Source organism: Micromonospora sp. NBC_01740, assembly GCF_035920365.1.
Lineage (GTDB): Bacteria > Actinomycetota > Actinomycetes > Mycobacteriales > Micromonosporaceae > Micromonospora > Micromonospora reichwaldensis.
This window is the reverse complement of sequence record NZ_CP109150.1, coordinates 165,616-190,138: the sequence shown is the minus strand read 5'-3', so window position 1 is coordinate 190,138 and position 24,523 is coordinate 165,616. Positions and strand designations below refer to the sequence as shown.

Annotated in this window: 19 protein-coding genes; 13 read left to right on the top strand and 6 right to left on the bottom strand. The window is 74.5% G+C overall.

The genetic code is table 11. The features are described 5' to 3' along the window. Positions 1–14: 14 nt before the first annotated feature. From OG989_RS00820 to OG989_RS00810, 3 genes are all read right to left on the bottom strand, one after another. Positions 15–1,673 (bottom strand): sodium:solute symporter family protein, encoded by a 1,659-nt coding sequence (locus OG989_RS00820; RefSeq protein ID WP_327029413.1) that lies wholly within the window; start codon positions 1,671–1,673, stop codon positions 15–17. 233 nt (positions 1,674–1,906) lie between these two features. Continuing rightward, on the bottom strand, positions 1,907–2,929 hold the full coding sequence (locus OG989_RS31890; protein WP_151453311.1) for a hypothetical protein: 1,023 nt from the start codon (positions 2,927–2,929) through the stop codon (positions 1,907–1,909). Between the two features lie 10 nt (positions 2,930–2,939). Then, entirely contained in the window at positions 2,940–3,533 is a 594-nt protein-coding gene (locus OG989_RS00810; RefSeq protein ID WP_151453310.1) for a hypothetical protein, read from the bottom strand. Positions 3,534–3,823: 290 nt separating this feature from the next. Here OG989_RS00810 and OG989_RS00805 point away from each other — a divergent pair, with 290 nt between their 5' ends. The 8 genes from OG989_RS00805 (at position 3,824) to OG989_RS00770 (ending at position 14,251) form a co-directional block, all read left to right on the top strand. Next, the gene (locus OG989_RS00805; RefSeq protein WP_327029412.1) at positions 3,824–5,314 is read left to right on the top strand and encodes a catalase; all 1,491 of its coding nucleotides are present in this window, start codon (positions 3,824–3,826) and stop codon (positions 5,312–5,314) included. Between the two features lie 230 nt (positions 5,315–5,544). Further along, positions 5,545–8,106: a sensor histidine kinase gene (locus tag OG989_RS00800; RefSeq protein WP_327029411.1), complete on the top strand. Its 2,562-nt coding sequence runs from the start codon at positions 5,545–5,547 to the stop codon at positions 8,104–8,106. Continuing rightward, positions 8,106–8,525: a roadblock/LC7 domain-containing protein gene (locus OG989_RS00795; protein ID WP_151453307.1), complete on the top strand. Its 420-nt coding sequence runs from the start codon at positions 8,106–8,108 to the stop codon at positions 8,523–8,525. The genes OG989_RS00800 and OG989_RS00795 overlap by 1 nt, the downstream gene beginning before the upstream one ends. Further along, entirely contained in the window at positions 8,515–8,904 is a 390-nt protein-coding gene (locus OG989_RS00790) for a DUF742 domain-containing protein (protein ID WP_151453306.1), read from the top strand. The genes OG989_RS00795 and OG989_RS00790 overlap by 11 nt, the downstream gene beginning before the upstream one ends. Continuing rightward, entirely contained in the window at positions 8,885–9,487 is a 603-nt protein-coding gene (locus OG989_RS00785; protein WP_151453305.1) for a GTP-binding protein, read from the top strand. Before OG989_RS00790 ends, OG989_RS00785 begins: the two co-directional genes overlap by 20 nt. 127 nt (positions 9,488–9,614) lie before the next feature. After that, the gene (locus OG989_RS00780; protein WP_327029410.1) at positions 9,615–10,652 is read left to right on the top strand and encodes a lactonase family protein; all 1,038 of its coding nucleotides are present in this window, start codon (positions 9,615–9,617) and stop codon (positions 10,650–10,652) included. Between the two features lie 143 nt (positions 10,653–10,795). After that, positions 10,796–12,556: a VWA domain-containing protein gene (locus OG989_RS00775; protein ID WP_151453303.1), complete on the top strand. Its 1,761-nt coding sequence runs from the start codon at positions 10,796–10,798 to the stop codon at positions 12,554–12,556. 213 nt (positions 12,557–12,769) lie between these two features. Then, positions 12,770–14,251: a sugar transferase gene (locus tag OG989_RS00770; protein WP_151453302.1), complete on the top strand. Its 1,482-nt coding sequence runs from the start codon at positions 12,770–12,772 to the stop codon at positions 14,249–14,251. Between the two features lie 12 nt (positions 14,252–14,263). Here the strand turns inward: OG989_RS00770 and OG989_RS00765 are convergent, their stop codons facing one another. Further along, on the bottom strand, positions 14,264–15,394 hold the full coding sequence (locus tag OG989_RS00765) for a PP2C family protein-serine/threonine phosphatase (RefSeq protein WP_327029409.1): 1,131 nt from the start codon (positions 15,392–15,394) through the stop codon (positions 14,264–14,266). A gap of 96 nt (positions 15,395–15,490) precedes the next feature. Between OG989_RS00765 and OG989_RS00760 the strand changes: the two genes are divergently transcribed. Next, the gene (locus tag OG989_RS00760; protein WP_151453300.1) at positions 15,491–16,024 is read left to right on the top strand and encodes a MarR family transcriptional regulator; all 534 of its coding nucleotides are present in this window, start codon (positions 15,491–15,493) and stop codon (positions 16,022–16,024) included. 96 nt (positions 16,025–16,120) lie between these two features. On the opposite strand, the gene OG989_RS00755 is transcribed toward OG989_RS00760, so the two are convergent. After that, positions 16,121–17,791, bottom strand: coding sequence for a PP2C family protein-serine/threonine phosphatase (locus OG989_RS00755; RefSeq protein ID WP_327029408.1), 1,671 nt, complete (start codon positions 17,789–17,791; stop codon positions 16,121–16,123). 127 nt (positions 17,792–17,918) lie between these two features. Further along, positions 17,919–19,157: an ROK family protein gene (locus tag OG989_RS00750; protein WP_327029407.1), complete on the bottom strand. Its 1,239-nt coding sequence runs from the start codon at positions 19,155–19,157 to the stop codon at positions 17,919–17,921. 75 nt (positions 19,158–19,232) lie between these two features. On the opposite strand from OG989_RS00750, the gene xylA reads away from it, so the two are divergent. The 4 genes from xylA to OG989_RS00730 all read left to right on the top strand — a co-directional run bounded on the left by xylA (position 19,233) and on the right by OG989_RS00730 (position 24,514). Beyond that, a complete protein-coding gene (gene xylA, locus OG989_RS00745; protein ID WP_327029406.1) occupies positions 19,233–20,420 on the top strand; it encodes a xylose isomerase in 1,188 nt (395 codons plus the stop codon). Positions 20,421–20,431: 11 nt separating this feature from the next. Further along, complete coding sequence (gene xylB, locus OG989_RS00740; protein ID WP_327029405.1) at positions 20,432–21,883, top strand: xylulokinase; 1,452 nt, start codon at positions 20,432–20,434, stop codon at positions 21,881–21,883. 40 nt (positions 21,884–21,923) lie between these two features. Continuing rightward, positions 21,924–23,027: a DUF5925 domain-containing protein gene (locus OG989_RS00735; RefSeq protein WP_327029404.1), complete on the top strand. Its 1,104-nt coding sequence runs from the start codon at positions 21,924–21,926 to the stop codon at positions 23,025–23,027. A 62-nt stretch (positions 23,028–23,089) separates the two neighbouring features. Further along, on the top strand, positions 23,090–24,514 hold the full coding sequence (locus tag OG989_RS00730; protein ID WP_327029403.1) for an MFS transporter: 1,425 nt from the start codon (positions 23,090–23,092) through the stop codon (positions 24,512–24,514). The last annotated feature ends 9 nt before the right edge of the window (positions 24,515–24,523 follow it).

Here is a 24,523-nt window from a genome sequence, read left to right as displayed (position 1 = left end):
CCGAGCGCCCCTTCCTAGAAGAACGGCACGTAGAGGAGGAGGGACAGCGCCACCGCGATCAGGCCGAGGAGCACCGGGGAGCGCCACCAGACGGCGTCCCCGGTCAGCAGGTCGCCCTTCACGTCGACGGCGCCCATGCCGTAGACCAGCCCGCGCAGGTCCTCGTCCTGCTTCTTCGCGGTGAACGGGGTGACGACGGCGGCGGCGACGGCCGCCGTGACGAACGCGATGCCGGCGCCCCAGAAGCTCTCCTCCAGGTCGGAGTTGAAGTGCACCACCCCGGCCTTGTAGAGCAGGTAGGTGGCCAGCGCCGCCAGGGTGCCCAGCAGCAGGGAGAGGAAGCCGGCCGCCGCACTCATCCGCCGCCAGAACATGCCGATGATGAAGGTGGCGAACAGCGGCGCGTTGAACAGCGAGAACAGCGCCTGGATGTAGTTCATGATGTTGCTGAAGCCGGCGGCGATGAACGCCGTGCCGATGCCGACCAGCACGCCGCCGACCGTCGCCCACCGGCCGATGCGGATGTAGTAGTCGTCGGGGCGGTCCCGCCGCACGTACTGCTGCCAGATGTCGTAGGTGAACACGGTGTTGAAGCCGCTCACGTTCGCCGCCATGCCGGCCATGAACGACGCGACCAGGCCGGTCACCGCGATCCCGAGCACGCCGTTGGGCAGCAGGTCACGCATCAGCAGCGGGATCGCGTTGTTGTAGACCAGGTCGCCGCTCTCCGCGCCGAGCCCCTGCACCGTCACCAGGGCGACCAGGCCGGGGATCACCGTGACCACCGGGATGAGCAGCTTCGGGTACGCGGCGATGATCGGCGTCCGCCGGGCGGCGCTCATGTTCTTGGCCGACAGCGCGCGCTGCACCTCGGCGAAGTTGGTCGTCCAGTAGCCGAAGGAGAGCACGAAGCCGAGCCCGAAGACGATCCCGATCCAGTGCGCGCCGAGCGGGTTGTCGGTGCCGCCGGTGTCCTGCCAGGTGTGCAGCCCCGCCTCGCCCAGCTTGGACTCGCGCACCGCGTCCATCAGGCCGGACACCCCGCCCACCTTGACCAGTCCCAGGATCGTGATCGGCAGCAGGCCCGCGATGATCACGAAGAACTGGAGCACCTCGTTGTAGATCGCCCCGGAGAGCCCACCCACGGTGATGTACGCCAGCACGATCAGCGCGCCGACCACGATGGCGACCCAGAGCGGCCAGCCGAGCAGCGCCTGCATGATCAGTGCCAGGGCGTAGAGGTTCACGCCGGCGATGAGCACCTGGGCGACGGCGAAGCTGAGCGCGTTCAGCAGGTGGGTGGGGCGGTTGAAGCGCAGTCGCAGGTACTCGGGCACGCTGCGGACCTTGGAGCCGTAGTAGAACGGCATCATCACGATGCCGAGGAAGACCATCGCCGGCACGGCGCCGATCCAGTAGTAGTGCAGCGTCATCGCGCCGTACTGGGCGCCGTTGGCGGCCATGCCGATGATCTCCAACGCCCCGAGGTTGGCCGAGACGAAGGCCAGGCCGGTCACCCAGGCGGGCAGCGAGCGGCCGGAGAGGAAGAAGTCGACGCTGGTCCGGATGGCCCGCCGGGCGGCGAAACCGACACCGAGCACCGTGATGAAGTAGAGCGCCAGGATGCCGTAGTCCAGGACGTTCATGTTCAGCCGCAGGCCATCGCCGTCCATCCCGGTAACCCTTCGTCGACCGTCCGTGCCCGATGAGTGTGCGCGGGCAATTACCCCGAACGCGCAGTTTCACGCCTGCGACGGCCAAACCCGCCCGCACCCTGCTTCCCGACCCCGGAAGGCACGGACGGGACGGCCTCACCGGAGGTGTCGGAGGGCGGCCGCCGACAGCGGGGTCCGGACGCGGAGGCGCCCCCGGCCGGTCGGCCGGGGGCGCCTGTGGGGAACCGGGGTCAGCGCCCGAGCACCCGGTCCAGGAAGTCGCGGTAGTGGCGGACGGCCATCCGGAGCTGTTCGGTGTCGGCGGAGCCGGCGTCCTGCCAGCCGCCCAGCTTGTTCTTCTGCGCGGACAGCGCCGAGGAGAGCGCCTGGATGGCCTCGTCGACCAGCGACTGGGCCTCCCCGGCCGCCGCGCGGGGATCGTCCACGAAGCGCAGCTGGACGTTGCGCCAGCGGTCCCGGAAGCCCTGCGCCGTCGCCGGGTCGAAGAGGCTGGCCGGTTCGGCGGCCACGGTCGCGCCCGCCGGCCGGTCGGTGCCGGCGACCCCCAGTTCCCCGGTGGCCGCCCGCCCGGCCGGCGCGTGCTCGGCGTCCGGGTCGACCATCGTGGGCGTGGCGCTGCCGTACCCGGCAGCCCCGGCCGCGCCGCCCTCCGGGTCGCCGGCCCACCCGGTGACGTCGGCCCGGCGCTCGGGACGGCCGTCTGCGGCGTCCGGCGGCAGCACCTCGGCGCCGTCCCGGCGGTCCTGCCGGTCGTCGGAACGGTCGTCGCCGAGCCCGACGGAACGGTGGAACTCGGCGGTCGGGTCCGCCCGGCGGCCCTCCCGGGGGCCGCCCACGGCACCGTCGCCCGGGCGCGCGGTCGACTCCGTACGCGGGTCGGGCTCGTCCTCCGGCAGGGGGCTGGCCAGGGCGGACGCGGCGACCGCGCCGCCGACGCTGGTGGCCCCGAAGGCGGTCGGCACCGGCCCCGGCTCGTGGAACCCGCCCCGGTCGCGGTCGGCGTCCCGGTCGTCCGGCCGGGCCCGGCCGGCGTCCCGGTCGCGCGACGGCTCGTCGTCGTCGCGGCCGGTCCGGTTGCGGCCGGTCCGGTCGCGGTCGGCGACCGCCGGATCGTCGAAGGTGCCCCGGTCGTCGAGGACGTCCTCGGGTACGTCGGCCCGGCCGGACCGGTCGCCCGGAGGCGGCACCGGCACCGGCTCGGAGCGGACGGCCTCGGGGTGCTCGTTGCCCACCCGCTGCTCTTCCTGGCGCATGGTCATCCTCCTAGCGGCTCGTGACGTCGTGCTGGCTGTCCGGGTCGTGCTGCTCGGACGGTCGGGCTCCGACCGGCTCCTCGCCGAGCAGGTCTGCGAAGAGGGCGCGGTAGTGGACGACGGCCTGGCGGAGTTCCTCCGTGCTCGCCTCGCCCCGGGAGTTGCGCAGGTGGATGTCGTGGGCGTCGCGGTAGTGGCCCAGCGTGCGGGCGTGTTCGACGGAGAGGTGGGCGATCTGGTCGGAGAACTCGCCGGTGGGGTAGCCACGTTCCGCGATGAGCCGGGTGACCAGTTCGTCCGCCTCACCCACGGTCTCGGCGGGGGAGTCGACGAAGCGGACCTGGAGCTCCTCCCACGCGGCGGAGTACCGGGCCCGGGACTCGGGGGCGAGGGGGGTCAGCGTGAGCTCCGCGTGGCGGCGCTCCCGCTCCCGCAGTTCCCGCTCGGCGGCGGTCCGGCTGTCCTGCTCGGCGACGGCACGGTCGTACTCGGGACCGAACCGCGACCGCAGCGCGCGGCGGCGGGCGTACGACCGGGCGGCCACGGCTACGGCCGCGATCACCAGCACGACGAGAACGATGACGACTATCTGCGTGGGCGACATGGCTCCTCCTTCGTCAGGTGGTATTCCCTCCGCTCACTGCCCGCCAATCCCGTTCCGGTGCACTTTCCTGACGAACCCGACCCCGCTGCCCGGCGGACCCGACCCCCGCTGATTCCCCGCCGCGGCATGACGAGTCACACAGCGTGACCGGCCGCCAAAACTTGACTCGTTCCAGAAAACGCGCTTGGGTGGGGTGATGCCGGTCGGATCCTGCTGCGCCGGTTCGCCCCGGCCGGCGGACCGGCCCGGTACGAGCTGGGCGGGACGACCACGACCACCGGAGGAGAGCCATGAGCGACCCGCAGGCCAACAGGCCGATCCTCACCACCCGTCAGGGTCACCCCGTGCACAACAACCAGCAGCAGCGGACGGTCGGTTCGCGCGGCCCGGCGACGCTGGAGAACTACCACTTCCTGGAGAAGATCAGCCACTTCGACCGGGAGCGCATCCCGGAGCGGGTGGTGCACGCCCGCGGCTTCGTCGCGCACGGCGAGTTCGAGGCGTACGGGACGATCGGCGACCAGCCGGCGTCGACGTACACCCGGGCCAAGCTGTTCCAGACCAGGGGCAAGAAGACCCCGGTCACCATCCGCTTCTCCACCGTCATCGGCGGCCGGGACTCCTCCGAGGCGGCGCGCGACCCGCGCGGCTTCGCCGTGAAGTTCCGCACCGAGGACGGCAACTGGGACATGGTGGGCAACAACCTCCAGGTCTTCTTCATCCGCGACGCGATCAAGTTCCCGGACGTGATCCACGCGCTGAAGCCGGACCCGGTCACCTTCCGTCAGGAGCCGAACCGGATCTTCGACTTCATGTCGAACACGCCCGAGTCGATGCACATGCTGACCTGGCTCTTCTCCCCGTACGGCATCCCGAAGAACTACCGGACGATGCGCGGCTCCGGGGTGAACACCTACCGCCTCGTCAACGCCGAGGGCGAGGGCGTGCTGGTCAAGTTCCACTGGCTGTCCCAGCAGGGCGAGCACAACCTCACCCAGGCCGAGGCTGACGCCATCCAGGCCACCGAGCTGGGTCACGCCTCGAAGGACCTCTACGAGGCGATCGAGCGCGGCGACCACCCGAAGTGGGAGCTCAACGTCCAGGTGATGAGCGACGACGAGCACCCGGAGCTGGACTTCGACCCGCTCGACGACACCAAGATCTGGCCGGCGGAGGACTTCCCCTACCTGCCGGTCGGCATGATGACGCTCAACCGCAACATCACCGACCACCACAACGAGAACGAGCAGATCGCCTTCGGCACCGGCGTGCTGGTCGACGGCATCGACTTCTCCGACGACAAGATGCTGATCGGCCGGACGTTCTCCTACTCGGACACCCAGCGTTACCGGGTCGGCCCGAACTACCTCCAGCTGCCGGTCAACCGGCCGCGCGAGGACGTGCGGGTCAGCACCAACCAGACCGGCGGCCAGATGTCGTACGGGGTGGACGACCGTGGTGCCAACCCGCACATCAACTTCGAGCCGTCCTCGGTCGCCGGTCTCCGGGAGGCCGACGAGTCCTACCGGGAGTACCGTCCGTTCGTCTCGGGCCAGGTGATGAAGGCCCCGATCGAGCGGCAGAACAACTACTCCCAGGCCGGCCGGCGCTACCGCGAGATGGCCGACTGGGAGCGGGACGACCTGATCCTCAACCTCACCACCCTGCTGGCCCAGTGCGACAAGCACATCCAGGAGAAGATGGTCTGGCACTTCAGCCAGTGCGACGCCGACTACGGCCGCCGGGTCGCCGAGGGCCTCGGCATCTCCGTCGACGCCTGATCCGTACCACCCACGAACGCCCCGCCGGCCCCCGGCGGGGCGTTCGTCGATCATGGACGTTCGTCCGGTAGGCCCGGCGCGACGGACGGTAGTGCATCGGGCGAGGATTACGTATCCTGCCCAAGGCGTCAGCCGGACCTGCCCGGCACCGCGGGCCGGAACAGTCCGACCGCGACGCTGCCCGGCCGGCGCCGGCGCCCCCGCAGCCACACCTTTCGGGCGAGGTCTGATTGAACACCCGCGACTGGCCGATCCGCTCGAAGCTGACCGCATTGGTCGTCGTGCCGGTGACCGCGCTGCTGGCACTCTGGATCTTCGCCACCACGCTCACCTTCGGGCCCGCCCTCGACCTGCTCGCCGCCCGGACGCTCCTCTACGACCTCGGCCGTCCCGGCGAGACGGTGGTGGCCGAGCTGCAACGGGAACGCCGGCTCTCGGTGGTGCAGTTGGCGGGCGAGAGCGACGCGCCGGGGCTCGCCGAGCAGCGGCAGCGGACCGACCGGGCGATCGCGGAGCTGCGCCGGCGGGTCGGCGGGGAGGAGTTGCGCGACGCCGCCGACGACATCCTCGACGCCCGGCTCGACCAGCTGGTCACCGCGCTGGACGCGCTGCCCGCCGGGCGGGGGTTCATCGACCGGCGGGCGGTGGACCGGGCCGGCGCGGTCGGGCTCTACAGCGGAATGATCAATTCGGCCTTCCAGGCGTTCTCGGCGATGGCCAACCTGCCCGACCGGGACCTCAACCGGCAGGCCCTGGCCGTCACCGGGCTCGGCCGGTCCCGGGAGCTGCTCGGGCAGACCGACGCCCTGCTCGCCGGGGCGTTCACCGCCGGCCGGTTCGCCGACGGCGAGCACCTCCAGCTGGTGCAGACCGTCGGCAACCAGCGGTTCCTCGCCGAGACGGCGATCGCCGACCTGCCGGACGCCGAGCGCGCCGCGTTCCAACGGCTGACCGAGGGGGCGACCTTCGGCCGGCTGCGGGCGATGCAGGACGAGCTGGTGGGCGCCGGCTCCGCCACCCGGCCGACCGTGGACCCGAGGGCCTGGCAGGAGAACTACCAGGCGGTGCAGCAGGCACTGCGGGAGTTCGAGCTGGCGCAGGCCGACGGGCTCGCCGAGCGGTCGGTGCCGTCGGCCGTGCGCATCCTGGTCCGCCTCGGCGCCGCCGGGCTGCTGGGCCTGGCCGCCGTCGTGGTCTCGGTCCTCGTGTCGCTGCGGGTCGGCCGCAGTCTCGCGCACCGGCTCTCCGGCGTACGCACGGCTGCGCTGGAGACGGCCGAGCACCGGCTGCCCGACGTGGTGGCCCGGCTGCGCCGGGGCGAGCAGGTCGACGTCGCCCGAGAGGCGCCCCCGCTGGAGTACGGCGGCGACGAGATCGGCCAGGTGGCGCGGGCGTTCACCGCGGTGCAGCGCACCGCCGTGCAGTCGGCCGTCGACGAGGTGACCCTGCGCCGGGGCCTCAACGAGGTGTTCCTCAACATCGCCCGGCGCAGCCAGGGGCTGGTGCACCGGCAGCTCGCGCTGCTCGACCGGATGGAGCGGCACACCGAGGACCCGGACGAGCTGGCGGAGCTGTTCCGCGTCGACCACCTCGCCACCCGGCTGCGGCGGCACGCCGAGGACCTGGTCATCCTGGCCGGCGCGGCCCCCGGGCGCGGCTGGCGCAACCCGGTCGCGACGGTCGACCTGGTCCGGGGCGCGATCTCCGAGGTCGAGTCGTACGACCGGGTCGACATCACCACCGTGGCACCCGCCGGCGTGCTGGGGCGGGCCGTCGGCGACGTGATCCACCTGCTCGCCGAGCTGATCGAGAACGCCACCGCGTTCTCGCCGCCGAAGACCCGGGTCGAGGTCTCGGGGCAGCACGTGGCGAACGGCTACGCGGTGGAGGTCACCGACCGGGGCCTGGGCATGTCCGCCGCCGCGCTGGAGGACACGAACCGGCGGCTGGCCCGCTCGCCCGACTTCGAGCCCTCCGAGACCGCCCGCCTCGGACACTTCGTGGTGGCCCGCCTCGCCGCCCGGCACGGGGTCCGGGTGCGGCTGCGCCCGTCCGACGGCGGCGGGCTGACCGCTGTGGTGCTCATCCCCGCCGACCTGGTCACCGACGAGCCCTCCCTGCCCCCGACCGGCGGCCCGCCGGTGGCGCCCCGGCCCGCCTCGACGTCGGAGGAGCGGCGGCTCGCCCGGGCGAGCCGGCTGGGCACGCTGCCCCGCCCGGCCCGCTCCACCGGGCCCGCCACGGCACCCTCCACCGGGGCTCCGGCCGCCTCCCGCTCCGCCCACGCCGGCACGGGCCCCGCGCGGCCGGCCCCGGCCGGCGCGGCCCCCGGTTCGGCCCCGGGTGGGGCGGATACCGGCGGTCCCGCCCCGGTCGAGGCCGTCGGGGAGATCGACGGGCTGCCCCGTCGGGTACGCCGCCGGCCTCCGGCGGTCCGGCCCCGGCACCCGGACACGACCGGGGAGCACTCCTCCGCCGGGGACGCGTCGGGGCGGCGGTCCGCGCTGGACGGCCCGACGCTGCGGCAGCCGGTGATCGCCAGTCCCGCCCCGCGCAGCCCGGAGGAGGCACGGCGGATCATGTCCGCCCTCCAGGCCGGCACCGCCCGTGGCCGCGCGGCGGCCACCGGGACGACCCCGCGACAGGCCGCGCCCGCCACCGACCGGCCGGACCCGCCTCGTGCAGACCCGAGCCCGACGCCGGCCGACCCGCCGAGTGCGGACCCGAACCCGACGCCGGCCGAGCAGCCGGTGGACACCGAACCCAGGACCGCGACTGAGAGGGACGCCTGATGCATCCGACTAGGCAGAGCGCCGATCTCGACTGGTTGCTCGACGAGCTGGTGGAACGGGTGCCGCCCGCCCGACAGGCGGTGGTGCTCTCGGCGGACGGGCTGCTGATGGGCGCCTCCGCCGGGATGGACCGTGCCGACGCCGAGCACCTGTCCGCGCTGGCGTCGGGCTTCTCCAGCCTGGCCCGGGGCGCGAGCCGGCAGGTGGCCGGCGGGGCGGTCCGGCAGACCGTGGTGGAGATGGAGTCCGCGTACCTCTTCGTCACCGCGGCCGGGCAGGGCGCCTGCCTGGCCGTGGTCGCCGACGCGGACGCGGACATCGGCCTCGTGGCGTACGAGATGGCGATGCTCGTCACCCGGGTCGGGGAGTACCTCAGCGCCCCGGCCCGGACGACGGCGGGGACCGCCGATGCGGGCTGACTCGCCCGGGCCGCAGCACGAGTGGCTCGACGACGACGCCGGCCCGGTCGTGCGGCCCTACACCCTCACCGGCGGCCGGGTCCGCTCGGGCGCGGTCGGCTTCGACCTGGTCGCGTACGTGCTGGCCGAGGCGGCCGCCGACCCGACCGTCCACCCGGAGCTGCACCCCGAGCACCGGCGCCTGGTGGAGCTGGCCGCCCGACCGGTCCCCGTCGCGGAGCTCGCGGTCGACCTCGACCTCGCGGTGGGCGTGGTCCGCGTGCTCCTCGGCGACCTGCTGTCGCGCGGGCTGGTCGCGGTGCACCAGCCGACGGCCGCCGCATACCTGCCCGACGACGACATCCTCAAGGCGGTGGTCAGTGGACTCCGTGCGCTATGACCGGACCGGATCCGAATCCCGGATCCCGCTCGCGTTGAAGATCCTGATCGCCGGGGGGTTCGGCGCCGGCAAGACGACGCTGGTGAGCGCGCTCAGCGAGGTCCGGCCGTTGCAGACCGAGGAGGTGCTGACCGGTGCCGGCATCGGCACCGACGACCTCTCCGGCGTAGAGGCGAAGTCGACCACCACGGTGGCGATGGACTTCGGCCGGATCACGATCAACGACGACCTCCAGGTCTACCTCTTCGGCACCCCGGGCCAGGACCGGTTCTGGTTCCTCTGGGACGAGCTGGCGTTCGGCGCGCTCGGGGCCGTGGTGCTCGCCGACACCCGCCGACTGGCCGACTGCTTCCCGTCGATCGACTACTTCGAGCAGCGGGGCGTCCCGTTCGTCGTGGGGGTCAACTGCTTCGACGGCGGCCGCCGGTTCAGCCTGGAGTCCGTACGCCAGGCGCTGGACCTCGACCCCGACGTGCCGCTGGTGCTCTGCGACGCGCGGGACCGGCAGTCCGGCAAGGAGGTGCTGATCGCGCTGGTCGAGCACGTGGCCCGGCAGCGCGGCGAGCCCGTCCCGGCGGCCTGAGCCGGCGGCGGCCCGGCGGGCGTCTGCCGGCGGGCCGCCACGATTCGGTGGGGGTTTCGGGGCTAAGCAAGCGGCCCAGTGGGAACGCTGGTGGGATCGACGGAGGAATCGGCGGAAGGCGGACGCGGTGACAGGTCAGGGCGAGATCGTCCACATCGGCGGCTACACGGCGCACAGCGGGGGCCGGGCCGCCGGCATCGTCGCGGCGCGGCGGGACCCCGTCTCCGGTGAGCTGACCCCGCTCGGCACCGTCGCGGTCACCCCCTCGCCCTCCTTCCTGGCTCGGCACCCGCGGCTGCCCGTCCTCTACGCGGTGAACGAGCTGCCCGACGGGCAGGTCAGCGCCTTCCGCGTCGGCGCCGACGGCGAGCTGACCCCGCTCGGCACCCGGCCCACCGGGGGCGCGGAGCCCTGCCACCTGGCGGTCGTCCCGGACGGCGGCCACCTCGTGGTGGCCAACTACGGCGGCGGCAGCGTGACGGTGTTACCGCTCGACCCCGACGGCGCCCCCGGCGAGCGCAGCGACCTGGTGCAGCACGAGGGGCACGGGCCGGACCGGGAGCGCCAGGAACGCGCGCACGCCCACATGGTGAACCCCGACCCGGGCCAGGGCCCGCTGCTCGCGGTCGACCTGGGCACCGACTCGATCTACCGCTACGACCTGGACGCAGTCTCCGGCCGGCTGGTACCCCGGGCACCCCGGGTGCGCACGGCCGCCGGCGTCGGTCCCCGGCACCTGGCCCGGCACCCGGACGGGCGGCGCTGCTGGGTGGCGGGGGAGCTGGACGGTTCGGTCACCGCCTACGAGCTGACCGGCGACGGCGCGCTGCACCAGCGGGGTCGCGTCGAGGCCAGCGACCGCACCGGGCCCGTCCAGCCGTCGGAGATCGCGGTCGGCCCGGACGGACGCTTCCTCTACGTCGCCAACCGGGGAGTGGGCACCGTCGCGGTCTTCGCCGTGGCCGGCGAGCTGCCGGAGCTGGTCGCCGAGGTGGACACGGGCGGGGAGTGGCCGCGGCACTTCGCCCTGGCCGGCGAGCACCTCTACGTCGCCGACGAGCGGGCCGACATGATCCGGGTCTTCCGGGTGGACGCGGGCACCGGTGTCCCGGCTCCGGTCGGGGAGCCGGTGGCTGTGACGTCCCCCACCTGTGTGGTGCCCTGACCAGCCAACATGTCCGCGACATCGACGCCACGGGGCGGCATAACCACGCACCGTAGCAATTCGGTGATCAACTATTTCTTCTGCGTAACTTTCGTCCGAACGGCCCGTGGCAGTCGTCCCGACAGGTCCGCAAGATGGTCACCGTGTCAGCAGGCCGCCATCGCATGCGTACGAATTTCCACGCAGCCACCGCCGCCGCTGCCGTGGGCGTCCTCGCCGTCACGGCCGGCGGCTGGTTCGGCTACCAGCAGCTGGCGCAACCGAACTGCTCGGGCCGTACCGAGCTGTCCGTCGCCGTCGCGGCCGAGCTCGCCCCGGCGGTCGACGCCGCCGCCGCGCGGTGGGTGAAGGACGGTGCCGCGGTGGGCGGCACCTGCATCGCGGTGAACGTCACGGCGTCCGATCCGGTCGACGTGGCCGCGACGGTCGCCGCCAAGCACGGCGTCACCCTGGCCGGCGTGGGGCAGGCCAGCGGCACCTCGGTCAGCCCGGACGTCTGGGTGCCCGACTCCTCCACGTGGCTGCTGCGGCTCAAGACCGGTGGCGCCACCGCCTTCGAGCCGGGCAACGGGGCGTCCATCGCCCGCAGCCCGGTGGTCGTGGCGATGCCGGTGCCGATCGCCACGCGGCTCGGCTGGCCGCAGAAGAAGTTCAGCTGGACCCAGCTCCTGCAGCAGGTGCAGAGCGACAAGCCGTTGCGCACCGGGATCGTCGAGCCGACCCGCGACGCCGCCGGCCTGTCCGGCCTGCTCTCGCTGACGGCCGCCGCCAGCGCCTCCGGCGGCCCCGACGCGGAGAAGGAGAAGGTGGCCGCGCTGCGGGCGCTCGCCACCGACCGCTCGGCGCTGCGGCCGGACCTGCTCGCCCGGTTCCCCACCGCCTCGGATCCCACGACGATCGCGAGCAGCCTGGGTGCGGCGGCGCTCTCGGAAGAGGACGTGATCCAGTACAACAGCAAGAAGCCGCCGGTGCCGCTGGCCGCGCTCTACCTGGAGCCGGCGCCCGCGCCGCTGGACTACCCGTACGCGGTGCTGCCCGGCATCGAGCCGGCCAAGGCGGCGGCGGCGAGGGTGCTCTACGAGGTGCTCGTCACCGACGACTTCCGTGACCAGTTGGCGAGCCGGTCGCTGCGCGCGCCGGACGGCAACTGGGGCGCGGGCTTCGACGCGCCGCAGGGCGCGCCCAGCCCGGCCGGCGGCGCTCCCGCCCCGCCGGCCAACGGCGGCGGATCGGCTCCGGGCGGGCTCGACCCGCAGGCCATGGAGCGCGCCGTCTCCAGCTGGTCGATCGCCACCCAGTCCGGCCGGATGCTCGCCGTCATCGACGTCTCCGGGTCGATGAAGGAGAAGGTGGCCAACGCCGGCAACGCGACCCGGCAGCAGGTCACCGTCGAGGCGGCCCGGCGCGGGCTGAACCTCTTCGACGACTCCTGGTCGATCGGTCTCTGGACGTTCTCCACGCAGCTGGTGGGCGCCCGCGACCATCGGGAACTGCTCACCATCGGGCCGCTGTCCCGCCAGCGCGGCAAGCTGGAGCAGTCCCTGGGCTCGATCCGCTCGTCGAATGGTGACACCGGCCTCTACGACACCGTGCTGGCGGCGTACCAAGAGGTGCAGGACAACTGGGAGCCCGGCCGGGTCAACTCGATCGTGCTGTTCACCGACGGCAAGAACGAGGACTCCGACGGCATCACGCAGCAGAAGCTGCTGGCCGAGCTGAACAAGCTCAAGGACCCGGAGCGGCCGGTGCAGGTCGTGATCATCGGTATCGGCAGCGACGTGAGCAAGGCCGAGCTGAAGTCGATCACCGACGTCACCGGCGGAGGCGCCTTCGTCACCGAGGACCCGACCAAGATCGGCGACATCTTCCTCAAGGCGATCGCGCTGCGCAAGGCCCCGGCCTGAGCCGCAACGCAGCGCGGGGCGAACCCGCCGCACGGGATCCGGTGCCGTGGGCCCTTTCCCCGCAAGGGGTTCCTCGGGGAAAGTAGTGACGGTAATGCGTCCGAAGCAATCGGCGAGCGGGGTTGTCGGGGCACGATGTCCTGGTGCCCCTACGGCCGGCCCGCGACCCGGGCCCGGCGTACGGGCCGTCGGCGACCGAAGTGGGGAGGGCCGGTGACCTCAGCGACGCTGTTGACCCCCGCCAGCACGTCGTCGAGACCGGACGAACCGCGGCCAGGGCCGGCCCGCACCCGCGAGCGTGCCTACGTCCGCTCCCTGGTGGTGCTGGACACCACCGTCCTGACCCTCGCCGTGCTCGTCGGGTACGTCGCCCGGTTCGGCGACGACGCCCCCGGCGGATCGAAGATCCCGTACGTTCTGGTCGCCCCCGGGCTGGTCCTCGCCTGGCTGGTCTCGCTGCGGGTGCTGCGCTGCTACGACGACCGCGTCCTCGGCTACGGCGCCGACGAGTACCGGCGGGTCGGCACCGCCAGCCTGCGCCTCGCCGGCGGCATCGCGATCGCCGGCTACATCGCCGACGTGGGCGTCTCCCGGGGATTCCTCGGCATCTCGTTCGCCGTCGGCATGCTCGGCCTGGAGGTGGCCCGGTTCGCCGCCCGCAAGCGGCTGCACCGGGCGCGTTCCGAGGGCGCCGGCTGGTCGCGCAAGGTGCTGGTGGTCGGCGACACCGCGCACGTGCTGGAGTTGGTGCACACCCTGCGGCGCGAGCCGTACGCGGGCTACCAGGTGGTCGGGGCCTGCATCCCGGACGCGCTGCTCGCCCCGGTCGCGCAGCGGCTGGGCGACGTGCCGGTGGTCGGCTCGTTCCGGGGCATCCCCGAGGCGGCCACCGCCATCGGCGCGGACACCGTCGCGGTGACCGCCTCCGGCGAGCTGACCGCCACCCGCCTGCGCCGGCTGGGCTGGCAGTTGGAGGGCACCGGCATCGACCTGGTGGTGGCCCCGGCGCTGACCGACGTCGCCGGCCCGCGCATCCACACCCGGCCGGTCGCCGGCCTGCCGCTGATCCACGTCGAGGCGCCCGAGTTCCGCGGGGCCCGCAAGCTGGTCAAGGGCTTCGTCGACCGGGCCGTCTCGTCGGTCGCCCTCACGCTGCTGCTGCCGTTGCTGGCCGTCGTCGCGCTGGCGATCAAGGTCGACAGCCGTGGGCCGGTGCTGTTCCGGCAGACCCGGGTCGGGCAGGGCGGGCGGGAGTTCGGCGTCTACAAGTTCCGCACCATGGTGGTAAACGCCGACGCCCTGCTGGCCGCGCTGGCCGTCCGCAACGAGACCGACGGCCTGATGTTCAAGATGCGCGACGACCCGCGGGTGACCCGCATCGGGCGGCTGCTGCGCAAGTGGTCGCTGGACGAGCTGCCGCAGCTGGTCAACGTCCTGCTCGGGGACATGAGCCTGGTCGGCCCCCGACCGCCGCTGCCCTCGGAGGTGGCCCGCTACGACGGCGACGTGGCCCGCCGGTTGCTGGTCAAGCCGGGCATGACCGGGCTCTGGCAGGTGAGCGGCCGATCCGACCTGAGCTGGGAGGACGGCATCCGGCTCGACCTCTACTACGTGGAGAACTGGTCACTCGCGGCCGACCTGACGATCCTCTGGAAGACCTTCGGCGCGGTGGTCAACAGCCGTGGGGCGTACTGAGCGGCCGGCCGCTCAGTCCTGCGGGCCCGTCCAGTCCAGGCACACCACCACCGCGTCGTCGGTCAGGTCGCCGGCGACGAACGCGCGCAGGTCGCCGATCAGCGAGCGGACGGCGTCCAGCGGCTCCATCGGTCCGGTCCGGCGCAGGAACCGGTCGAGCGCGGTCTCGCCGTACCGGACGTCCTGCCCGGTGGCCTCGATGACGCCGTCGCTGACCACGAAGAGCCGATCGTCGCGGCACAGCTCGAAGTGCTGCTCCCGGTAGTCGGTGGCCTCGAACATGCCGAGCGGGAACTGCGCCTCCAGCGGCAGCTCCCGGACCTGCCCGTCGCGCAGCAGCACGAGGCGGGGCGACCCGGCGTCGACCACGGTGAGCAGCCCCGAGCGCAGGTCCAGCTCCATCAGCAGCACCGCGAGGTGCTGGTCTCCCCGGTGCAGGTCGTAGACCGCCTGGTCGGCGAGGGCCGCCTGGTCGGCGAGGCTGAGCCCGGACCGGCGGGCGTTGCGCAGCGCGTGGGTGGCGAGCGAGGTGAGCATCGCGGCGGCCACCCCCTCGCCCGTGCCGTTGATGGTCGCCAACCAGACCCGGCTGCCGTCGTCGGACCAGTCGAAGCTGTCGCCGCGCACCGCGTACGCCGGTTCCAGCTGTCCGGCGAGGCTGAACGACGGGCGGGTCCGGCTGCGGCCCGGGAGCATCTCCCACTGCATCTCGGCGGCGAGGGTGAGCCGCCTGCTACGCCGTGCGGACCGGTACACGTCCGTGCCCGGGGTGACCGCGGCGATCTCGTGGGCGAGCGTGGTGGCGATCTCCGTCAGCTCGTCGAGCGCGGCCGGCCGGGCCGGCACGGGGGTCACGACCAGCACGCCGCGGCGTTCCCCGCGCATGGACACCGGGAGGTATCCGGTGTCGTCGGCGACGATCGGGGCCTGGTGGTCGAAGCAGCGCCAGGCGGGGTGCCCCGGCGCGGTGACGGGCTCGTCCCCGACGAGCGGCAGCAGCGCCGCCAGCCGGTAGTCGACCTGGAGCAGTTCCACCCGGGCGATCCCGTAGTCCGCGGCCAGGACGTCGGCGATCCGGTCCAGCAGCAGGTCGGCGGGCGCCTCGTTGAGGACCTGCCGTGCCCGGTTGACCGGTTCGCTCATCATCGCTCCCTCGTCACGAGCCCAGACTTGGGGATTCGGAGTAGTCTCGGGCCCACCATGGCGGATGTGCACGGTCCCTCCGGACCCGAGACGAGTATGGCCGTCGAGCTCGACGCGGTGGCCGACGCCCTGCTGACGGTCTGGGAGGCCGCGCGGGAGCGGACGACCAGTCGCGTCTCCGGCGCGCAGTTGCGCGCGATCATGCTGGTCGAGCAGCACGAGGGGATCAACCTCCGCGGCCTGGCCACCGGGCTCGACATGCTGCTCTCCTCCGCCAGCCGGCTCTGCGACCGCCTGGTGGCGGCGGGCATGCTGGAACGGGAGCCCGGCCGCTTCGACCGGCGGGAGATCTCGCTGCACCTGACCCCGGAGTCCCGCCGGCTCCTCGCCGAGCTGCGGGACGACCGGCGCCAGCAGCTCGCGGCGATCCTCGCCGACATGACCGCCGAGGGGCGGCAGGCTCTCCTGCGGGGCATGCGGGAGTTCGACGAGGCGGCACGGCACCGGAACGCCTCCGTGCAGTCCGTCGAGGCGGCCGGCCCCTGGCCGGCGGTGCCGCGGGAGCGCCCGGTCGGCCTACCGGCGCAGGAGCAGCCGGGGAACGGGCCGCGGGTGGCCAGGACGGCCTGACCCGGCCGGAGCGGGCACACGGGTTCCCCGCGTCGACGGGGTTCGCCGAAGGATCGGGCGCGGCCGGCGGACAGCCGGCTGCGACGGTTCGGCCGGTCAGGGCGCTGCCGCCGCGACGGCCAACATCGCGATGTCGTCCTGGCTCTGCCCGTCGAGCCACTCGTCGACGGCGTCGAGGAGCCGGTCGACCAGCGCGGCCGGGGCCAACCCGGCGGCCGAGGCCAGCGCCGCGCGCAGCCGCTCCTCGCCGAACATCTCCTGGCCGCCGGGGCCGCCGCGCGCCTCCACGACCCCGTCGGTGTACGCGAGCAGCAGCTCGCCGGGGCCGAGGCACAGCTCCGCCTCGGCGAACCGGGCGGTGGCCAGCGCGCCCACCGGCATCCCGCCGACCGCGACCGGGGCGACCTCACCGTCGGCCCGGACCAGCAGCGGGGACGGGTGGCCGCCGCCGGCGATCCGGACGGTGCACCCGCCGCCGGGCGCGGCGTGGAGGGTGCCGAGCAGCAGGGTGGTGAACTGGCTGCGGCGGGCCGCGTCCGGGGAGTCGAGAAGCGCCTGGTCGAGCAGCCGCATCAACTCCAGCGGCCGTTGCTCGACCAGGCGCAGGGTCCGCAGGGACTGGCGGACCCGCCCGGTGAGGACGGCCGCGCCGACGCCCTTGCCGGCCACGTCCCCGAGGGCGAAGATCGCGCCTCCCGGGATGGGGAAGACGTCGTAGAAGTCGCCGCCGATGCGCAGCCGGTCCCCGGCCGCCCGGTACCCGCCGGCGAGGGTGGCGCCCGGCACGGCCGGCAGGTCGGGCGGGAGCAGGCTGTTCTGCAACACCCGCGCCAGGTGGACCTGTTCGCCGTAGAGTTCGGCGGCGCCGAGGGCCGCGCCCGCGCGGGCGGCGAACTCCCGGGCCAGCTCGACGTCGCGCCCGGCGAAGCCGGCCCGCCCGGCACGACGGACCAGCACCAGGGCTCCGGTGGTGCGTCCGGCGCCCCGCATGGGGCTGACCAGCACGGTGCCGGGCCGGCCGAAGCCGGGCGGAAGCACGGAGGACAGGCCGGCCGTCTCCTGATCCGGCCACGGGGCCGGGTTGGCCGCGTGCCCGGCCAGCGCCTCGGCCAGGCCGGGCAGCGAGCCGGTCAGCGACCAGGTCGCCAGCCCGGTCGCCGGGGCGGGATCGACCCCGTCGTACCGGATCCAGTGCGGCTGGCCCTCGGCGGGCGGGGGCGGCAGGTGGACCACCATGGCCAGGTCGGCCAGGTAGGGGACGGGCAGGGTCGTGGCGGTCCGCAGCGTCTGCTCGCGCTGGAGCGACAGCCCGAGGCGGCTGCCGGCCTGGGCGAGGAACGTCGTCCGGGACCGCTCGACGCCGAGCGCCTCGGTGCGCGCGTGTTCCTCGGTGACGTCCCGCACGTACCAGGCGTGCCGCCCGTCGGCCAGGTCGCGTCGTACGCCCCGCAGCCGGCGACCGCCGTGTTCGGCGTCGAAGCTGTCCGCCCCGGCCCTCACCGACCGGGCCATGGCTGGTATCGGACAGGTGCGCAGGTCGGTGCCGGGCACGAGCTCGGGGAGGAGGGCGGTCGCCATCGCGTTGACCAGGGTCACCAGCCCCGCCCGGTCGGCCGTCACGACCGCCTCGGTGAGCCCGTCGAGCACCTCCCGGGTCAGCCGGGAGTCGACCGGGCGCGCGGGGTCGGGGGAGAGGCCGGAGCGGAAGCGGGCGGGCTGCCCGCCGTCGGCCGGGCGCGTGCCACCGCCCCCGGGAACGGTGGTCACCGCCGCTCGCCGGGCGCCCCGGTCGGTCGACCTGTGCGCATGCTGGTCGTGCTCTCCTCGGATGGGGGTTGTTGCCTCGGGACAAGCGTACCGAGGCGGGGCGACGCCGCCCCCGGGGGAATCCGGCTCAGGCCGCCCGGGCCAGCCAGCCGGCCGGGCGCGCCAGGATGCGGCGTACCACCGAGCCGGCCCCGCCGACGGCCGCGGCGGCGGCGCCGAGGGACGCCGGGCGGACGGTGACCGGCGACCAGGCCGCGGTGAGCACCCGCCGGGAGATCTCGGCGAGCACCGGCGGGCGCAGCCACGGCGCCAGCGGGGCGTACCCGCCGCCGAGCACCACGGTGTCCAGGTCCAGCAGGTTCACCACGCCGGCGACGGCGACCCCCAGGGCGGTGCCGGCCTCGGCCAGGGCCCGCAGCGCGCCCGGGTCGCCGGCCCCGGCCAGCTCGGCCAGCCGGGTCGTCGCGGTGTCCGCCGGCAGGTCCGCGCCGGCGAGGCCGGCCGCGGCGAGGATCGCCTCCTGACCGGTGTACGTCTCCAGGCAGCCCCGCCCGCCGCACCGGCAGGGCGGGCCGTCGGGCCGGATCGAGAGGTGACCGATCTCCCCGCTCCAGCCGCGTGCGCCCCGGAACAGGGCTCCGTCGAGCACGATCCCGGCGCCGATGCCGACCTCGCCGGAGATGTGCAGGAAGCTGGCCCGACCCGCCGGCCCGGCGTGCAGCTCGCCCAGCGCGGCGAGGTTGGCCTCGTTGTCGACCACCAGCGGCGGTACGCCGTCGACGTGCGCGGTCAGCGGCGGCCCCTCGGCGAGCAGCGCGGGGACGGGCACGTCGCGCCAGCCGAGGTTCGGGGCGAGACGGACCAGGCCGGCGTCGTCGACCAGGCCGGGCACCGCGAGGGCGGCGCCGGCCAGGGTGAGCCCCTCGCGGGCGGCGTCGGCGCGGGCGCGGGCGGCCAGGTCGGCCAGCCGGGCGAGCGCCTCGGCGGGGGAGACGGGCCGCAGGTCGGCGCGGTGCACGGTGTGGTGGCGGACCCGGCCGGCGAGGTCGACCACGCAGGCGGCCAGGTAGTCGACGTTGACCTCCAGGCCGAGCCCGGCCGGGCCGTCCGTGGCGAGCACCAGGCCCCGTGAGGGCCGTCCCGCGCCGGTCCGGGGCGTCGGCTCCGACTCGGCGACCAACCGGCCGGCGAGCAGGTTCTCCACCACGGCCGAGACGGTGGCCCGGGTGAGGCCGGTGCCGGCGGCCAGCTCGGCCCGGGAGGGCGGGCGGTCGGCGGCGGCGATCCGGCCGAGCACCACGGCGAGGTTCCACTCGCGCAGGCTGCCCTGCCGCACCGGTCCGGGCGGGGCGTCGGGTCGGGTCACCCCTTGACACTGCCACAGGCCCGCCAAATAATTCAACCACTGAACAAATAGCGGACGACACCTCGGAGGTCTGCCATGGCACCCCGTCCCACCCCCGCCGACAAGTTCTCCTTCGGCCTCTGGACGGTGGGCTGGCAGGCCCGCGACCCGTTCGGCGACGCCACCCGCCCCGAGCTGGACCCGGTCGAGGCGGTGCACCGGCTCGCCGAACTCGGCGCGTACGGGATCACGTTCCACGACGACGACCTGGTGCCCTTCGGCGCGGACGCCGCCACCCGCGACCAGCACGTGGCCCGCTTCCGCAAGGCGCTCGACGAGACCGGCCTGGCGGTCCCGATGGTGACCACCAACCTCTTCACCCACCCGGTCTTCAAGGACGGCGGCTTCACCAGCAACGACCGCGACGTCCGGCGCTACGCGCTGCGCAAGGTGCTGCGCAACGTCGACCTCGCCGCCGAGCTGGGCGCCCGCACCTTCGTGATGTGGGGCGGCCGGGAGGGCGCCGAGTACGACCTCGCCAAGGACGTCCGGGCCGCGCTGGACCGCTACCGGGAGGCCGTCGACCTGCTCTGCCAGTACGTCGTCGACTCCGGCTACGACCTGCGCTTCGCCATCGAGCCCAAGCCGAACGAGCCGCGCGGCGACATCCTCCTGCCCACCGTCGGGCACGCCCTGGCCTTCATCTCCACCCTGGCCCGCCCCGAGCTGGTCGGGCTCAACCCGGAGGTGGGGCACGAGCAGATGGCCGGCCTGAACTTCGCCCACGGCATCGCCCAGGCGCTCTGGCAGGGCAAGCTGTTCCACATCGACCTCAACGGCCAGCGCGGCGTCAAGTACGACCAGGACCTCGTCTTCGGCCACGGCGACCTGCTGAACGCGTTCGCCCTGGTCGACCTGCTGGAGCACGGCGGCCCCGGCGGCGGGCCCGCCTACGACGGCCCCCGGCACTTCGACTACAAGCCCTCGCGCACCGAGGACATGACCGGCGTCTGGGCGTCGGCGGAGGCGAACATGCGCACCTACCTGCTGCTCAAGGAACGGGCGGCGGCGTTCCGGGCGGACCCGGAGGTCGCCGAGGCGCTGGCCGCGAGCCGGGTCGCCGACCTGGGCACGCCGACGCTGGCGCCGGGCGAGGGCTACGCCGACCTGCTCGCCGACCGCTCCGCGTTCGAGGAGTTCGACGTCGACGGGGCCGCCGCGAAGGGCTTCGGTTTCGTCCGGCTCAACCAGCTCGCCGTCGAGCACCTGCTCGGCGCCCGCTGAGGCCGCCGGAGATGCCGATCGTCGCGGGGGTCGACTCCTCGACCCAGTCCTGCAAGGTCGTCGTCCGGGACGCGGAGACCGGCGCCCTGCTCCGGCAGGGCCGGGCGCCGCACCCGGACGGCACCGAGGTCGACCCGGCGGCGTGGTGGACCGCGCTGGGCGCGGCGGTCGGCGCCGCCGGCGGGCTGGCCGACGTGGCGGCGGTCTCCGTCGCCGGCCAGCAGCACGGCATGGTGTGCCTCGACGAGGCGGGCGACGTGGTCCGGCCGGCGCTGCTGTGGAACGACACCCGTTCCGCCGGGGCCGCCGCCGAGCTGGTCGAGGAGGCCGGCGGCGGGGAGGCCGGCCGCCGCTTCTGGGCCGACGCGGTGGGCAGCGTGCCGGTCGCCAGCTTCACCGTCACCAAGCTGCGCTGGCTGGCCCGGCACGAGCCGGCACACGCGGCCCGGGTGGCGGCGGTCTGCCTGCCGCACGACTGGCTGACCTGGCGGCTGGCGGGCGCGCCGGGCCTGCCAGCGCTGCGCACCGACCGGGGCGACGCCAGCGGCACCGGCTACTGGTCCCCGGCCACCGGCGACTACCGCCTCGACCTGCTGGAGCGGGCGTTCGGCCGGCGCCCGCACGTGCCGACCGTGCTCGGCCCGGCGGAGCCGGCGGGCGCCGTACGCCCCGACGCCCTGCCGGGCCTGCCCGCCGGTGGGGCGGTGCTCGGCCCCGGCACCGGGGACAACGCCGCCGCCGCGCTCGGCGTCGGCGCGGGCCCGGGCGACGTCGTCGTCTCGATCGGCACCTCCGGCACCGTGTTCAGCGTCGCCGACGCCCCGGCCGCCGACCCGAGCGGCACGGTCGCCGGCTTCGCCGACGCCACCGGCCGCTTCCTGCCCCTGGTCTGCACGCTCAACGCCGCGCGGGTGCTCGACGCCGCGGCGGCGATGCTCCGGGTCGACCTGGACGAGCTGGCCCGGCTGGCGCTCTCCGCCCCCGCCGGCGCGGACGGGCTGGTCATGGTGCCCTATCTGGAGGGCGAGCGGACGCCCGACCGGCCACTGGCGTCCGGGGCCGTGCACGGGCTGACCCTGCGCACCTCGACGGCCGCCCACCTGGCGCGCGCCGCCGTCGAGGGGTTGCTCTGCGCCCTCGCCGACGGCCTCGACGCGCTCACCGCCCAGGGCGCCGCCGTGCGCCGGGTGATCCTGGTCGGCGGGGGCGCCCGCTCGGCGGCGGTGCGCCGCATCGCGCCGCAGGTCCTCGGCGTGCCGGTGGTCGTCCCGCCGCCCGGCGAGTACGTCGCCGACGGCGCCGCCCGCCAGGCCGCGTGGGTCGCCCTGGGCGGCGCGGCGCCCCCCACGTGGTCCGTCCACGGCACCGAGGAGTACGCCGCCGCCCCCGTCCCCGCCATCCGGCAGCGGTACGCCGCCGCCCGCGAGCACTTCCTCGACCGGGTCGACGCCGTGGCGGGGTAAAGGACTGTACGGGCGCGCCCCGGCTCGCGATCATCGACGGATGCGAACCACCCCCGAAGCGGACGAGGCGCCCGGCACCGGCATTCCCTCGATGCTCCAGTACGACGACGCGGACACCCCCTGCGACGTCATCGACGCGCTGGTCCTGGCGGACTTCGTCACCGGCCGCCACCCGTGGTCGCACACCGTCCGGCTCTCCCGGGTGCGCCCCGACGCGCCGCTGACCGCCCCGGACGGGCGACTGCTCCGCACGGCGGTGGAGAACCGCCAGCTGTCCCGCCTGCTGGCCGGCGACGGCTGGACGGCCCGGGTGGTCACCTGGAAGGGGCGCGGCGCGGAGGTGACGGTCACGGCGATCTCGGAGGAGGTGGGCCGGCCGGCCCTGGACCGGATCGTCGACGGCGCCGCCGAACCGGAGGATCCGGGCGCCGGCCGGATCGGCTTCTGGCACCAGAACCCCCGCCGGGGCAGCCAGCGCGACGTACGCTCCATCGCCGCGCCGGAGTGGGCGGCGATCCGGCCGAACTACGCCGCCGCGGCACGCGACGCGCTCGACGAGCTGATGGCGACCACCCCGGAGCGCCTCTCCGGCCGGCTGGTGCTGCTGCACGGGGCGCCCGGGACGGGAAAGACCACCGCGCTGCGCGCCCTCGCCCGCCAGTGGCGCGACTGGTGCCAGGTCGACGCCGTGCTCGACCCGGACGTGCTCTTCGCGGACACGGCGTACCTGTCCGAGGTGGCGGTCGGGGACGAGGACGGCGAGCCGGGGACGGGCCGCCGGTGGCGGCTGCTCATCCTGGAGGACTGTGACGAGCTGATCCGGGGCGAGGCGAAGCAGGCCGCCGGGCAGGCCCTGTCCCGGCTGCTCAACCTCACCGACGGGCTGCTCGGGCAGGGGCGCGACGTGCTCGTCGCGATCACCACGAACGAGGACCTGTCCCGGCTGCACCCGGCGGTGGTCCGCCCGGGTCGCTGCCTGGCCCGCATCGAGGTGGGCCCGCTGTCCTACGGGGAGGCGACCGGGTGGCTGGGCACGGCGGCGGGGGTGCCGCCCCAGGGCGCGACCCTCGCCGAGCTGTACGCGCTGCGGGCGGGCACGCCGGCCGCGCCCACCGCCCCGCCCGCGATCGGCGGCTATCTCTGAGCGCCCCGGCGCGCCCGCGCGTCGTCACCCGCTCGTGACCTGATGCTGGTTGGCTGCCGCACATGACCTTGACCAGGGGCGGGCCGGCGCGGGCCCGGGGCGGGACGCCCACGCACCGGTTCTACAGCGTCGTGGTCTTCGTGCTGCTCGCCTCGCTGGACAACGTGGCGATCGGTCTGGTGCCCCCGCTGTACGGGCCCATCTCCGCCGCCTTCGACGTGCCGCAGCGGCTGCTCGGCCTGGTCACCGCCGTGAGCTTCCTGGCCAGCGCGGTCGCCGCGGTGGGCTGGGCGTACGTGGGCGACCGCGCGAACCGCAAGCCGCTGCTGATGGTCGGCACCCTCATCTGGGCGCTGGGCACGGGCGGCAGCGCGGTCGCGGCGAACTATCCCGCCTTCCTGGCGGCGCAGATCCTGGCGGCGGTCGGCCTGGGTGCGGTCGGGTCGGTCGGCTTCTCGGTCGTCACCGACCTGATCTCGCCCCGCCGCCGGGGGCTGGTGATGAGCTTCTGGGGGCTGTCGCAGGGCGTCGGCACGCTGGCCGGCACGCTGGTCGGCGGGCTCCTCGGGGCCGCCGACTGGCGACGCCCGTTCCTGCTGCTGACCGTGGTCGGCGTCGCGGCGACCGTCGCCTACCTGTTCACCTACGACATCCGGCGCGGGCAGAGCGAGCCGGAGTTGGCCGACGCGCTCGCCACCGGCGCCGAGTACGACTACCGGATCAGCCGGGCGGACCTGCCGAAGATCCTCGGCCGGCGGACGAACCGCTGGCTGATCCTCCAGGGCCTCACCGCCCAGGCTGCCTTCGGGTCGCTGGTCTGGCTGCCGGTGCTCTTCGCCCAGCGGGCCGAGGACCAGGGCTACTCCGCCGCCACCGCCGTGGTCGTGGGCAGCGTCTTCGCCACCCTGTTCCAGCTCGGCGGGGTGCTCTCCATCGTGGGCGGGCTGGTCGGCGACGCGCTGCAACGGCGTACGCCCCGGGGCCGGGCCCTGGTCGCGGCGGTCGGCATCCTCGCGGCGCTGCCGTTCTACCTGGTCCTCTTCTTCGTGCCGGTACGCATCGACGTGCCGGACGGCGCCGGCGCCAGCGCGGTGGTGCGGGCGGTGCTGACCAGCGTGTTCACCGAGCCGACGGTCGGGCTGAGCCTGCTCACCGCCGTCGTGGCGCTGGCGCTCACCTCGGCGAACTCGCCGAACTGGTTCGCCCTGATCGCCGACGTCAACCCGCCCGAGCACCGGGGCACCGTCTACAGCCTCGGCAACCTGGTCAACGGTGTCGGCCGGGCGGCCGGAAACGGGCTGGTGGGGGTGGCCTTCCACGGCCTGCGGGCGGCCTTTCCGCCGCCGCTGAACTACGCCGTCGGGCTGGCGGCCTTCCAGCTCTTCTTCATCCCGACGGGCGTCATGTACTGGCTGGCCTCGCGGACCTCGCCGGGCGACATCGACGACGTCCGGGACCTGCTGCACGACCGCGCTGAACGGCTGTGAGCGAAGGGC